The following is an 11888-nucleotide window of genomic DNA, read 5'->3' as shown; positions in this document are numbered from 1 at the left end:
CCAGAGAATACCTGGCGAGCATAGGCGAACAGGGTCATTTTGAGCAACATGGCTGGATGAAAGGCTGGACGACCAGTATGGGAAGTTTCTTCTAATAGAACGGATAAAGGAATGGTATCCACAAACTGACTAATCAGACGAGCCTCATGCGTTGCAGGTAAATCCCAAGCAAGATTTAATTCCAAACTTAACTGATTTGTGTTATACTGTTTATACATTTTCATGCCTTTCTAGTTGTTTTGTCGTTATTATAATTATAAAGCATGAAATGGAAAACGAGCAAATTCTAATTGGAAATGCTCGTTTTTTTATATGTGAGAAGCTAGTTTTTGCCCAGCCTCTTTTTGTTTATACTTGTTTGGTTAGACTTGTTGAAGGTGGGGGAGTTGCTCGCTATTTGAGGGTTTGCTTGAATAGATTGTCTAGGTTGTTTAGGTAGTCTGTCCTTGCTCCTCTAATGCGAAGGATATCTACACGAGAGCCACGAATCAAATAGAAGATGAGGTGCTGTTTTCCAGGAATCATCCGTGTTTTTCCTTCTGGGAATAATGCTCGTCCCAGACGAGCGTCGAGGTCAATATATCCCTCTGGAAATGTTTCTAAGGTCAAGATAGCTGTGCTCAGAGATGCAAGCACCTTTCGTGCACTTGATTCTGAAAATTCACGGACATAATACTGGTAGATCTCCTCTAAATCTTGCTCGGCTTTAGCAGATAAATGCACTTCATAGACCATATTTGGCGAATACCTCACGAGCAGGTGTCGTGTGTCCTGATATAACTTCTTGGTAGCCTCCATCAAGCTCTGCAATCAACTCATCTAGAAAAGCCTCTGCACGCACCTCTTCTACTGTTTTTATTGGCAAATCTTGCTCTTCAACCACCCTTTCTACAAATAAATTAAGAGCATCAGAAAGGGTCATATCTTTTTCCGATAAGATTATTTTTGCTTGTTCCAGTAATTGTGCATTTACTCTAAAATTATACTGTCTATCCCTAACCAATCCTGCCATTGTCTTCAACTCCAAATTCTAATATGTATAACAATAGTGTAGCTATTTGTTTTATATCTGTCAAGCAATAATCTTGTGATGAATATTTTGGATGCTATTCGGTGAATTCGAAAAAATGGTCATTCATTACAAAATATCGACCGTTCGTGACATGAATGTAACTATTGTGCTGATTTGTTTTATACTAAGTTCATAAAAAGATTCTATTAGAATGGGAGAGTAGCAATGGTTCATTGGCTAAAAAGCATCGTACAGGTTTTATTGTTGACCTTAGTCATACAAGTCCCTGTAATAGCTGAAATGTCTTGGGGAAAGATGGATGACACAGTAGTAGGTTATCTCATACATGTACTATGTTGGTTTGTTCTAACGGCTCTCATTTTTTGGTTATTAGGGACATTACGGAAAAAGTATCGTGATGATAGTCTCCAAGTCCGAGAATATAGTTATGTAAAACTATTTGGATTGGTTTTACTAGGAATTGTTATAAAGATTGTACTATCGAATATTTTATTGCTATTGTCTGGTTCGACCATCGATAATAGTTCCATGTTAGATCTATTTCAGTCCAAATATGGTTGGATGGCCTTGCTTAGTGTAAATATTTTGGGACCTATTCGTGAAGAATATCTATATAGAGGTATCTTTCAAGAAAGAATTAGGAATAAGGCTTATCCAATGATCAGTGTCTTTGTCACAACGGCAATCTTTGCTTTTGTACATACTTATAATATTTCCGTAAGTTTTTGGATGACATTTTTTCCCGGTCTTGTTTTTTCTTGGGTTTACTATAAAACCAATCATCTCAAATATCCGATAGTGGCACATATCTTGTCGAACAGTATTGTGACCATTTTAAATCTTATAAGTGTGTAAAGGTGTGAACATCGTGAGTAACAATTACAATAGGCTATACAAAAACAATGGAAAGGAGAGAGAATATGAAAATAATAAAATCAATCGGTTTAGCAGTGGGTACCTTGCTTCTCACTTTGCTCATTCAATTTCCAGCTTATATGGGGATAACAGCCTTTCAAGAGAGAGTGCTTTTAAAACTTGCAGTCATGATAGGGCTTGGTCTTGCAATATTGGCACTACTTTCTGTCATCAGACGAGGAATGGTGAAGAATCAAGAATTTTCAAGAGAGAAGCTGAATATTTTTAAAATAGTCGGTATAACAGCGTTGGTATTTACTGGACAAACTTGCCTGAACCTCCTTTGGCAATATTTAGGGCTTAGCACTAGTGATTCTAATGCCTTGGATATAGTCAATCAGTTAAATTCGGATAATTTTTGGGTGATGACTCTCTCAGTTGCCTTGTTTGCACCAGTTTTAGAAGAATTTCTTTACAGAGGAATTTTGTTAGAAAAGACAGCCCAGTATTTTCCTAAGCATCCTCAAATGGTCATCGTATTTTCTGCCCTTCTATTTGCCTATTGTCATACTTGGAGCTTTTCAGTAGCATTTTTAGGGCACTTTATAACAGGGGCTTATCTGGGCTATCTGTATATGTGCAATAGACGAATGACGGATACTATCCTTGCACATAGCTTCTATAATGCCTCCATTTTACTCCTCCAAATTTTATTTGGTTTGGTGCAGATTGGTGGATAAAAATTGACCGTAGACATTTTTGGGAAATGCCTGTATACTAAGGATAAGTGGCAATTTTATAATTGCTAACTATCAAGTGTAGAGGTGGTCAGAAATATGAGAAAATTTTTTCAAGACCTTAATCAAGAGTATCTGGAAACCAGAAGTTCAGTTGGCGAAGACAGGCTGGAGTGGATTATCCAGAGAAAGATGACCTGGGGTATGCGGTGGGGCTTGGTACTCGTGTTCATGTTTGTCATCCAACCCTTAACCTATCATCCTTTCTTTCTCTTGGCTTGTTTTTATATCGGTTCTTTTTTGGGTTTGGTATATATCCTAGGGCAAGTGTTTTTTGTAGCCAGAACTATTTTTCGTAACATGAAGAAAAAATAATCGCTCAGCTTGTTTAGGCTGGGCGATTGGTTTTTTCTACGAATAATTCATGGGCGATGGTTGTAGGAATAGCCAGTTCTTTGTCCTTGTACTGGATAGTAATAGTTTGAGCAAAGTGGTCGAAGTCTGTCACAAGCAGTTGGTCGCCGAGGGCTAACTCGTGCTGCTCCAGGTATTGGAGGAGCTGGTAGAAATCATGGATTCGAACCAGTTGGTAGGAGCCAGTTTCGGTCAGTTGGGCTAGCCGTGTCTGGTAACGTTCTACTAGGTCTTGCCCTTCTTTTGGAATGCTGCCGCCGTGTGGGCAGGTTTGGGGATAACCTAGGAGTTTATCCAGTCGGTTGATAAAATGGTCGGAGACAGTGTGTTCCAAAATTTCAGCTTCTTCATGGACTTGTTCAGGGGAATAGCCCAGCTGTTCGACCAAAAAGACTTCGATCAGTCGGTGCTTGCGGTAGAGGTTGGCGACCATTTCCAAGGCGGCTTGGCTAAGGAGATAGCCGGCTGTCTTGTCTTTTTCAATCAGTTCCTCATTCACCATTTTTTTAAGCATTTCAGAAACGGCTGGGGCAGAAAAATTCATCTTTTCAGCAATTTGTTTATTGGTGATTTTTTGGTCAGTCTGTCCTAGTTCGTAGATAACTTTCAGGTAATCTTCTTTGTTTGGTGTCATAGCCTCTCACTTTCTAGTTAAGAATAGTATACCAAAATTTTATAAAAATGATTGACAGAAAGAATTTTTTAATATATATTAAAACTAAAATTAAGCATACCTAACAAAATAAAAAGGAGAACCTATCATGAAAAAACTACTTCTTAGTTTGGCTCTGCTATTGTCCCTCATCGGACTAGGAGCCTGTCGTTCAACGCAAAGCCCAGAGGCTTCCAGTAAGCCGCGAGTGGCGGTCACAACCTCTTTCCTCAATGATATGGTCTACCAGCTGGCAGGCGATGAGGTGGAGCGGGATCTGCTGATTCCAGCGGGCGAGGATCCGCACCTCTATGTTGCCAAGACCAGCGACCTGTCCAAACTGCAGAAAGCAGATCTTGTTCTCTACCACGGTTTGCACTTTGAGGGCAAGATGGTGGAGGCCTTGGAAAAGACGGGTGTGGCAGTGTCTAAGAACTTTGCCCAGTCGGATTTGACAACTATGGACGAGGACGGCGAGCAGATTGTGGACCCTCACTTCTGGTTTTCTATTCCGCTCTACAAGTCAGCGGTAGCGGTAGCCTCAGAGGAGTTGCAAAAGCTTCTTCCGGAAAAAGCAGAGCTGATTCAGAAGAATACCGATTCTTATCTGGCTCAGTTGGATGACTTGCATGCGTGGATTGAAAAAGAGTTGAGCGTCCTGCCTACTGAAAGCCGTTACCTAGTAACCCCTCATGATGCCTTTAACTACTTCGCAGCCAGCTATGACTTTACCCTCTATGCACCGCAGGGCATTAGCACCGAGTCCGAAGTAGCTAACAGCGATATGATTGAAACGGTCAATATGATTTTAGAACATGGTATCAAGGCTATCTTCACAGAGTCAACGACCAGCCCTGAACGGATGGAAAAATTGCAGGAAGCTGTCAAGGCCAAGGGTGGTCAGGTGGCTGTTGTAACAGGTGAGGGCAAGGAGTTGTTCTCGGATTCCTTAGCGCCAGAAGGGGAAGACGGGGCGACATTTATTGAGATGTACAAGCACAATATCAAGTTGATTGTGGAGAATTTGCAGTAGAAAGGTTGGGAAAATGGAAGAAATTCTGAGAGTGGAGAACCTGTCCTTACACTATGGTGCTGGACAAGTCAAGGCTCTAGAACAGGTCAGTTTTCAGCTCCCCAAGGGCTGTCGTGCAGCCTTAGTCGGACCAAATGGGGCAGGGAAATCCAGTTTGTTCAAGGCCATCTTGGGCTTAGAAAAAGGGGTGACTGGCAAGGTCTCGCTACTGGGTCAGTCGCAGCAGTTGGACCAGGTCATTCAGAAAAAGGTTGCCTATATTCCCCAAGCCAGTCAGGTCAACTGGCAGTTTCCGGCAAGGGTTCTTGATATTGTCCTGATGGGGCGGTTTGCCCACACCAGTGGTTTCTTCCGTCGACCAAGTTCCTTGGATAAGGAAAAGGCAGAGCAGGCTCTGGAAGAGATGAAGATCAGCGAGTTACGCAATCGGCAGATTGACCAGTTGTCAGGAGGTCAACGGCAACGAGTCTTTCTAGCTAGAGCCTTGGCTCAGGAAGCCGAACTCTATATGATGGATGAGCCCTTGGCGGGAATTGATCAGGCGACGGAGCAAATTATCATGGACTGTTTGAAGAAGTTCCAGCAAGCAGGCAAGACCTCTCTGGTCATCCACCATGACCTCCTGACCTTGGAAAAGTACTTTGACCATGTCCTCTGGCTCAATGGTCGCTTGGTAGCGGAGGGACCGATGGATCAGGTGGATTTGCTGCAAGCTTATCAGACTGCCTATGGTCAGGAACCAGCCTTGTTTTTAAAGGAGGGGCTTGGTCATGCTTGAACTCTTACTGGATTACTCTTTTTGGACGGTGGCGCTGGGAACTCTAGTCTTGGCTCTGGCGGCTAGTCAGATCGGGACCATCAGTGTTTTGACCAGGCAAAGTTTAATCGGAGATAGCTTGGGGCATGCGGCCTATCCTGGCATTATCCTGTCCTATATGGTCTTTCAATCACGCCAGCCCTTGCTTCTGTTACTTGGAGCGGTGGGTTCAGGCTATCTGTCCTACGGCTTGGTTGGCTGGCTCTGCCGAAGGGGGCGGACCAGTCGAATCAATGCCTTGGCTCTGGTTTCAGCGGCCTTCTTTGGACTGGGCTTGGTTCTCAAGCAGTATGTTCAGGGAAATGCTGCCTTTCAAGGAACAGCCCAGGCAGGTTTGGAAAACTATGTCTTTGGTCAGGCAGCCTTTATGCAGTTGGATGATGTCCTGCTCATTTACTTGGTTGCCTTGCTTGGCCTGTTATTATTTGGCTGGCACTACCAGTCGCTTAAACTCTATCTGTTTGATCGACAATTTGCCAAGCTAGTGGGGATTCCTGTGGAAAGGATTGACCGCCTGACCCTGTTTTTGCTGCTGAGTTTGATTGCGGTTGGCTTGAAGGTAGTCGGTGCTATCCTGATGAGTAGTTTCTTGATAGCACCAGCCGTCTTTGGCTTGCTCCTGGGGAAATCTTATGCCCAAACCTTAGCATTGGCGGCAGTCATTGCCAGCTTTTCAGCCCTTGTCGGAACCTATTTGAGTTCTGTTGTGACGGGATTATCGACTGGGCCTACCATCATCGTTTGTTTGAGTGTGTCGTCCCTAGTAGCCTTTGCCTATGTGACCTATATCAGAAAGGAGAATGTGCATGCTTGAGGTCTTCTTGATTTTACTGGCTGTTGGTTCTTCTTGTGGCTTGATTGGGTCTGTCTTGGTGGTGCGTAATCAGGCTATGTTGGCAGATGCCTTGTCCCACTCGGTCCTCTTGGGCATTGTGCTGGGCTTTTTTGTCAGTCAAAACCTAGACTCTCCCCTGCTCTTGCTTGGGGCGGCGGTCTTTGGCTTACTGACAGTCCTAGCGATTGAAGGACTGAACAGTCGCAAGCTGGCTCAGGATGCGGCGACGGGCTTGCTCTTTACCTTTTTCTTCGCCCTAGCTGTACTTCTCATCTCCCTCTTTGCCCGCAATGTCCATCTGGACTTGGACATGGTTCTGATGGGTGAGGTGCTCTTTGCGCCGCTCAATCGGCTGGACTTCTTTGGTCTATCTCTACCGCTAGCCTTGGTCAAGTCTGTCGGGCTCCTGCTGGTCTTACTGGTCTTCTTTCTTGTCAACTTTCAAGCACTCAAGCTCTATCTGTTGGATAAGGAGCAGGCGAGACTACAGGGGATTGCTACTCGAAGACTAGAATGGAGCCTTCTTTTTCTGGTTTCTTTGACAACGGTTTTCTCCTTTGATGCGGTTGGCTCTATGGCGGTCATTGTTTTTCTAGTAGCACCCAGCATGGCGGTCTTGCCTTGGTCTCGGCATTTCTTTCAGTTTTTAGTTTTGGGACAATGCTGCGCCATTCTGATGATTTGTCTAGGCTTTGGGCTTGCCAGCTGGCTTGATCTGACCATGTCTGGCACTTGCTCGGTCATGGGGCTTCTGACAGTCTGCGTTAGCTTTTTCCTAAAAAATGCCCTAAAAACCTAGTTTGGCAAATGAAATTGTCAGACTTTTTTGTTATTATAGTAAGTAATCACATATGCAAAGGAGAAAATCAATGACACGTTTACAAGATGATTTTTACGAATACGTCAATGGTGAATGGGCAAAAACAGCCGTGATTCCAGACGATAAGCCAAGAACAGGTGGTTTCTCAGACCTGGCGGATGAGATTGAAAAGCTCATGATTGACACGACTAACGAATGGTTGGCGGGAGAAAATGTCCCAGAAGATAGCGTTTTGCAAAGCTTTGTGGCCTTTCACAAACAAGTAGCCGACTATGAAACCCGTGACCGTTTGGGAGCAGAACCAGCCCAGGCCTTGATTGCAGAGTACAAGGCTCTCAACTCTTTCGAAGAATTTACCAGCAAGTTGGCAGAATACGAATTGGCAGGCAAACCAAACCTCATGCCTTTTGGTGTAGCACCTGACTTTATGGATGCGACAACCAATGTCCTCTGGGCAGATTCTCTAGGCATTATCCTGCCAGATACGACCTACTATGAAGAAGGTCATGAAAAAGGAGCCGAATTGCTCAAAATGTGGAGAGAGAGTCAAGAAGCTCTCTTACCTAAGTTCGGTTTCAGCGATGAGGAAATCAAGGACCTCCTAGATAAACGTTTGGAATTGGATGCTAAGATTGCCAAGTATGTCCTGTCAAATGAAGAGGGTTCTGAATATGCCAAACTCTATCATCCGTATGAGTGGGCAGATTTTACTGCCTTGGCACCAGAGTTGCCTTTGGATGATTTCTTTACAGCGATTTTAGGGCAAACACCAGACAAGATTATCGTGCCTGAGGAACGCTTCTGGCAGGCTGCTAAGGACATTTACAGTGCGGATAATTGGGAGCTTTTGAAGGCGACCTTGATGTTGAAAGCGGCAGGAGCTTATACAGCCTTCCTATCGGATGAAATCCGTATTCTAGCAGGAGCCTATAGCCGTGCCCTTTCTGGTACGCCGCAGGCTCAAAATCAAGAAAAAGCAGCCTACAATCTGGCACAAGGCTACTTTAACCAAGCCCTCGGTCTTTGGTATGCTGGAGAAAAATTCTCACCAGAAGCTAAGGCTGATGTGGAAGCAAAAGTTGCCAAGATGATTGAGGTCTACAAGTCTCGTTTGGAAACGGCAGACTGGTTGGCTCAGGAAACGCGTGACAAGGCCATTGTCAAACTCAATGTTATCAAGCCTTACATTGGCTACCCAGAAGCTTTGCCAGAGCGTTATTATAAGAAGATTGTTGACCCAAGCAAGTCCTTGGTGGAAAATGCCATCGAACTAAACAAGATTGACATTGCTCATGGTTGGAGCAAGTGGAACAAGCCTGTGGACATGAAGGAATGGGGCATGCCAGCTCACATGGTCAATGCCTACTATAACCCACAGAAAAACTTGATTGTCTTCCCAGCGGCGATTTTGCAGGCGCCTTTCTACTCGCTGGAGCAGTCTTCATCAGCTAACTACGGTGGTATTGGTGCGGTTATTGCCCACGAGATTTCCCATGCCTTTGACTCCAACGGTGCTTCCTTTGATGAGCATGGTAGTCTTAATAACTGGTGGACAGAGGAAGACTATGCTGCCTTTGAAGCCCGTACTCAGCAGGTCATTGACCAGTTTGAGGGTCAGGATTCTTACGGTGCCAAAATCAATGGTAAGTTGACTGTGTCAGAAAACATTGCCGACCTTGGTGGGATTGCTGCAGCCTTAGAAGCAGCCAAGTCAGAAGAAGACTTCTCCGCTGAGGAATTCTTCACCAACTTTGCTCGCATCTGGCGAATGAAGGCCCGTCCTGAGTTCATGCAGATGTTGGCAAGTGTGGATGTCCATGCACCAGGTCACCTACGCACCAACATCCAGTTGCCAAACTTCGACGAATTCCATGAAACCTTTGGCGTTCAAGAAGGCGACGGCATGTGGCGTGCAAAAGAAGATCGCGTGATTATTTGGTAAAAATGGGAAAACAGCTAGTGAAAACTGGCTGTTTTTGTCTTTCCCAATTCCCCCAAAACGTGATATAATAGTAAAGATAATTTATTGACATGGAGAAATGACATGAGCTTCTACAATCACAAGGAAATCGAGCCCAAATGGCAGGAATTTTGGGCAAAAAATCATACTTTTAAAACGGGAACAGATGCAGAAAAGCCAAACTTTTATGCCCTAGACATGTTCCCTTATCCGTCTGGTGCAGGCTTGCACGTAGGTCACCCAGAGGGCTATACGGCGACGGACATTCTCAGCCGTTACAAGCGTGCCCAAGGCTACAACGTTCTTCACCCAATGGGTTGGGATGCCTTTGGTCTGCCAGCGGAGCAATACGCTATGGATACGGGAAATGACCCAGCTGACTTTACAGCAGAAAACATTGCCAACTTCAAGCGTCAAATTAACGCCCTTGGCTTTTCTTACGACTGGGACCGTGAGGTCAATACGACTGATCCTAGCTACTACAAGTGGACTCAGTGGATTTTCACTAAGTTGTATGAAAAAGGCCTAGCCTACGAGGCAGAAGTGCCTGTCAACTGGGTAGAAGAATTGGGAACAGCTATCGCCAATGAAGAGGTCCTTCCTGACGGAACGTCTGAACGTGGTGGCTACCCAGTTGTCCGCAAGCCAATGCGTCAATGGATGTTGAAAATTACAGCCTATGCAGAGCGTTTGCTCAATGACTTGGAAGACGTTGATTGGCCAGAATCTATCAAGGATATGCAACGCAACTGGATCGGTAAGTCAACAGGTGCCAATGTGACCTTCAAGATCAAGGATACAGACAAGGACTTCACTGTTTTCACAACTCGTCCAGATACCCTTTTTGGTGCGACTTATGCTGTTCTTGCTCCTGAGCATGACTTGGTAGACAGCATCACATCGCCTGAGCAGGCAGAAGCTGTGGCAGAGTACAAACGCCAAGCTTCTCTCAAATCAGACCTTGCTCGTACAGACCTTGCCAAAGACAAGACAGGTGTCTGGACAGGTGCCTACGCGATTAACCCAGTCAATGGTCGTGAAATTCCAATCTGGATTTCAGACTACGTGCTGGTTAGCTACGGAACAGGTGCCATCATGGCCGTTCCTGCCCACGATGAGCGTGACTGGGAATTTGCCAAACAGTTTGGTTTGGACATCATTCCAGTTTTGGAAGGTGGCAATGTAGAAGAAGCACCTTACACAGAAGATGGTGCCCACATCAACTCTGACTTCCTAGACGGTCTTAACAAGGAAGAAGCCATTGCCAAAATGGTGGCTTGGTTGGAAGAAAATGGTCTCGGTCAGGAGAAAATTTCCTATCGTCTCCGTGACTGGCTCTTCAGCCGTCAGCGTTATTGGGGTGAGCCGATTCCAATCATCCACTGGGAAGATGGCACTTCTACAGCAGTACCTGAAAATGAGTTACCTCTGGTATTGCCAAAAACCTCAGACATCAAGCCTTCAGGTACAGGGGAGTCACCACTTGCTAACTTGACAGACTGGTTGGAAGTGGTGCGTGAAGATGGTGTCAAAGGTCGCCGTGAGACCAACACCATGCCACAATGGGCGGGCTCTAGCTGGTATTACCTCCGCTATATCGACCCGCACAATGATGAGAAATTGGCAGACGAGGAGCTTCTCAAAGCTTGGTTGCCAGTGGACATCTACATCGGTGGGGCGGAGCATGCGGTTCTTCACTTGCTTTATGCTCGTTTCTGGCACAAGTTCCTCTATGACCTTGGCGTTGTACCGACCAAAGAGCCATTCCAAAAACTCTTTAACCAGGGCATGATTTTGGGAACTAGCTACCGCGACAGCCGTGGTGCCCTTGTTGCGACAGATAAAGTTGAAAAACGTGATGGTTCTTTCTTCAACATCGAAACTGGTGAAGAGTTGGAGCAGGCGCCTGCTAAGATGTCTAAATCCCTTAAAAACGTGGTCAACCCAGATGATGTGGTCGAGCAGTTCGGTGCGGATACCCTCCGTGTTTACGAGATGTTCATGGGCCCACTTGATGCCTCTATCGCTTGGTCAGAAGAAGGCCTTGAAGGTAGCCGTAAGTTCCTTGACCGCGTTTACCGCCTGATTACAACGAAGGAAATTTCTTCGGACAATAGCGGAGCGCTTGATAAAGTCTACAATGAAACTGTGAAGACGGTGACAGAGCATATTGAAGACCTGAAATTCAACACGGCTATCGCCCAGCTCATGATTTTTGTCAACGCTGCTAACAAGGAAGACAAGCTTTACGTCGAATACGCCAAAGGCTTTGTACAATTGATTGCCCCATTTGCACCACACTTGGCAGAAGAACTCTGGCAGGGTCTTGCAAATACAGGCCAGTCAATCAGCTATGTCGCATGGCCAACATATGACGAAAGCAAGCTGGTAGAAAGCGAAGTGGAAATCGTTGTCCAAATCAAGGGCAAGGTAAAAGCCCGCTTGACCGTAGCCAAGGACCTGTCACCAGCAGAGCTTGAAAAAGTTGCCCTTGCGGACGAAAAAGTCCAAGCTGAAATCGCTGGTCAAACAGTGGTGAAGGTGATTACGGTTCCGAATAAATTAGTTAATATTGTAGTGAAATAATAATATGAAAACGACTTCCGTAGGGGAGGTCGTTTCAGACTGAAGACAAAGTCGTTAGAATTGTATTTCTAACGGCTTTTTCATATGTAAAGTAGTATAATAGAGTTAGGAATAAAGAGAACGCTTAGAAGGAGAATCGCTATGTT

At 45.1% G+C, this 11888-nt stretch carries 12 protein-coding genes and 1 pseudogene; 9 read left to right on the top strand and 4 right to left on the bottom strand.

Translation table 11 applies throughout. The features are described from left to right. The 3 genes and pseudogenes from C1G57_RS05770 to C1G57_RS05760 form a co-directional block, all read right to left on the bottom strand. Positions 1-218, bottom strand: a pseudogene (locus C1G57_RS05770) (IS5/IS1182 family transposase); the annotation flags it as partial. Positions 219-393: 175 nt separating this feature from the next. Then, positions 394-735, bottom strand: a complete 342-nt coding sequence (locus C1G57_RS05765; RefSeq protein WP_099876144.1) for a type II toxin-antitoxin system RelE/ParE family toxin — start codon at positions 733-735, stop codon at positions 394-396. Beyond that, entirely contained in the window at positions 725-1012 is a 288-nt protein-coding gene (locus tag C1G57_RS05760; RefSeq protein WP_105114132.1) for a type II toxin-antitoxin system RelB/DinJ family antitoxin, read from the bottom strand. The genes C1G57_RS05765 and C1G57_RS05760 overlap by 11 nt, the downstream gene beginning before the upstream one ends. A gap of 225 nt (positions 1013-1237) precedes the next feature. Between C1G57_RS05760 and C1G57_RS05755 the strand changes: the two genes are divergently transcribed. The 3 genes from C1G57_RS05755 (at position 1238) to C1G57_RS05745 (ending at position 3000) form a co-directional block, all read left to right on the top strand. Next, positions 1238-1888: a CPBP family intramembrane glutamic endopeptidase gene (locus C1G57_RS05755; RefSeq protein ID WP_105114131.1), complete on the top strand. Its 651-nt coding sequence runs from the start codon at positions 1238-1240 to the stop codon at positions 1886-1888. 65 nt (positions 1889-1953) lie between these two features. Next, positions 1954-2628 (top strand): CPBP family intramembrane glutamic endopeptidase, encoded by a 675-nt coding sequence (locus C1G57_RS05750; protein WP_105114130.1) that lies wholly within the window; start codon positions 1954-1956, stop codon positions 2626-2628. 96 nt (positions 2629-2724) lie between these two features. Then, complete coding sequence (locus tag C1G57_RS05745) at positions 2725-3000, top strand: hypothetical protein (protein ID WP_161941113.1); 276 nt, start codon at positions 2725-2727, stop codon at positions 2998-3000. Between the two features lie 13 nt (positions 3001-3013). Here C1G57_RS05745 and C1G57_RS05740 read toward each other — a convergent pair whose 3' ends face one another. Further along, the gene (locus tag C1G57_RS05740; RefSeq protein WP_105114128.1) at positions 3014-3673 is read right to left on the bottom strand and encodes a metal-dependent transcriptional regulator; all 660 of its coding nucleotides are present in this window, start codon (positions 3671-3673) and stop codon (positions 3014-3016) included. Positions 3674-3800: 127 nt separating this feature from the next. Between C1G57_RS05740 and C1G57_RS05735 the strand changes: the two genes are divergently transcribed. The 6 genes from C1G57_RS05735 (at position 3801) to leuS (ending at position 11742) form a co-directional block, all read left to right on the top strand. Next, positions 3801-4724, top strand: coding sequence for a metal ABC transporter solute-binding protein, Zn/Mn family (locus tag C1G57_RS05735; RefSeq protein ID WP_105114127.1), 924 nt, complete (start codon positions 3801-3803; stop codon positions 4722-4724). Positions 4725-4737: 13 nt separating this feature from the next. Beyond that, complete coding sequence (locus C1G57_RS05730; RefSeq protein ID WP_105114126.1) at positions 4738-5502, top strand: metal ABC transporter ATP-binding protein; 765 nt, start codon at positions 4738-4740, stop codon at positions 5500-5502. Further along, positions 5495-6355 carry a metal ABC transporter permease gene (locus C1G57_RS05725; RefSeq protein ID WP_105114125.1) on the top strand — a complete coding sequence of 287 codons (861 nt, stop codon included), beginning with the start codon at positions 5495-5497 and terminating at the stop codon, positions 6353-6355. The genes C1G57_RS05730 and C1G57_RS05725 overlap by 8 nt, the downstream gene beginning before the upstream one ends. Continuing rightward, the gene (locus tag C1G57_RS05720) at positions 6348-7175 is read left to right on the top strand and encodes a metal ABC transporter permease (RefSeq protein ID WP_105114124.1); all 828 of its coding nucleotides are present in this window, start codon (positions 6348-6350) and stop codon (positions 7173-7175) included. Before C1G57_RS05725 ends, C1G57_RS05720 begins: the two co-directional genes overlap by 8 nt. A gap of 70 nt (positions 7176-7245) precedes the next feature. Next, on the top strand, positions 7246-9138 hold the full coding sequence (locus tag C1G57_RS05715; RefSeq protein WP_105114123.1) for a M13 family metallopeptidase: 1893 nt from the start codon (positions 7246-7248) through the stop codon (positions 9136-9138). Between the two features lie 102 nt (positions 9139-9240). Further along, positions 9241-11742: a leucine--tRNA ligase gene (gene leuS / locus C1G57_RS05710; RefSeq protein WP_105114122.1), complete on the top strand. Its 2502-nt coding sequence runs from the start codon at positions 9241-9243 to the stop codon at positions 11740-11742. The last annotated feature ends 146 nt before the right edge of the window (positions 11743-11888 follow it).

It is taken from the genome of Streptococcus suis (assembly GCF_002960425.1).
Taxonomy (GTDB): Bacteria; Bacillota; Bacilli; order Lactobacillales; family Streptococcaceae; genus Streptococcus; species Streptococcus suis_S.
The sequence above is the reverse complement of the archived record's forward strand: the minus strand, read 5'-3'. Positions and strand labels throughout refer to the sequence as shown.

What these genes read in the sequence shown, in the direction of transcription:
- C1G57_RS05765 (WP_099876144.1), bottom strand. Translation starts at nt 735, where the DNA reads ATGGTCTATGAAGTGCATTTATCTGCTAAAGCCGAGCAAGATTTAGAG.
- C1G57_RS05760 (WP_105114132.1), bottom strand. Translation starts at nt 1,012, where the DNA reads ATGGCAGGATTGGTTAGGGATAGACAGTATAATTTTAGAGTAAATGCA.
- C1G57_RS05755 (WP_105114131.1), top strand. Translation starts at nt 1,238, where the DNA reads ATGGTTCATTGGCTAAAAAGCATCGTACAGGTTTTATTGTTGACCTTA.
- C1G57_RS05750 (WP_105114130.1), top strand. Translation starts at nt 1,954, where the DNA reads ATGAAAATAATAAAATCAATCGGTTTAGCAGTGGGTACCTTGCTTCTC.
- C1G57_RS05745 (WP_161941113.1), top strand. Translation starts at nt 2,725, where the DNA reads ATGAGAAAATTTTTTCAAGACCTTAATCAAGAGTATCTGGAAACCAGA.
- C1G57_RS05740 (WP_105114128.1), bottom strand. Translation starts at nt 3,673, where the DNA reads ATGACACCAAACAAAGAAGATTACCTGAAAGTTATCTACGAACTAGGA.
- C1G57_RS05735 (WP_105114127.1), top strand. Translation starts at nt 3,801, where the DNA reads ATGAAAAAACTACTTCTTAGTTTGGCTCTGCTATTGTCCCTCATCGGA.
- C1G57_RS05730 (WP_105114126.1), top strand. Translation starts at nt 4,738, where the DNA reads ATGGAAGAAATTCTGAGAGTGGAGAACCTGTCCTTACACTATGGTGCT.
- C1G57_RS05725 (WP_105114125.1), top strand. Translation starts at nt 5,495, where the DNA reads ATGCTTGAACTCTTACTGGATTACTCTTTTTGGACGGTGGCGCTGGGA.
- C1G57_RS05720 (WP_105114124.1), top strand. Translation starts at nt 6,348, where the DNA reads ATGCTTGAGGTCTTCTTGATTTTACTGGCTGTTGGTTCTTCTTGTGGC.
- C1G57_RS05715 (WP_105114123.1), top strand. Translation starts at nt 7,246, where the DNA reads ATGACACGTTTACAAGATGATTTTTACGAATACGTCAATGGTGAATGG.
- leuS (WP_105114122.1), top strand. Translation starts at nt 9,241, where the DNA reads ATGAGCTTCTACAATCACAAGGAAATCGAGCCCAAATGGCAGGAATTT.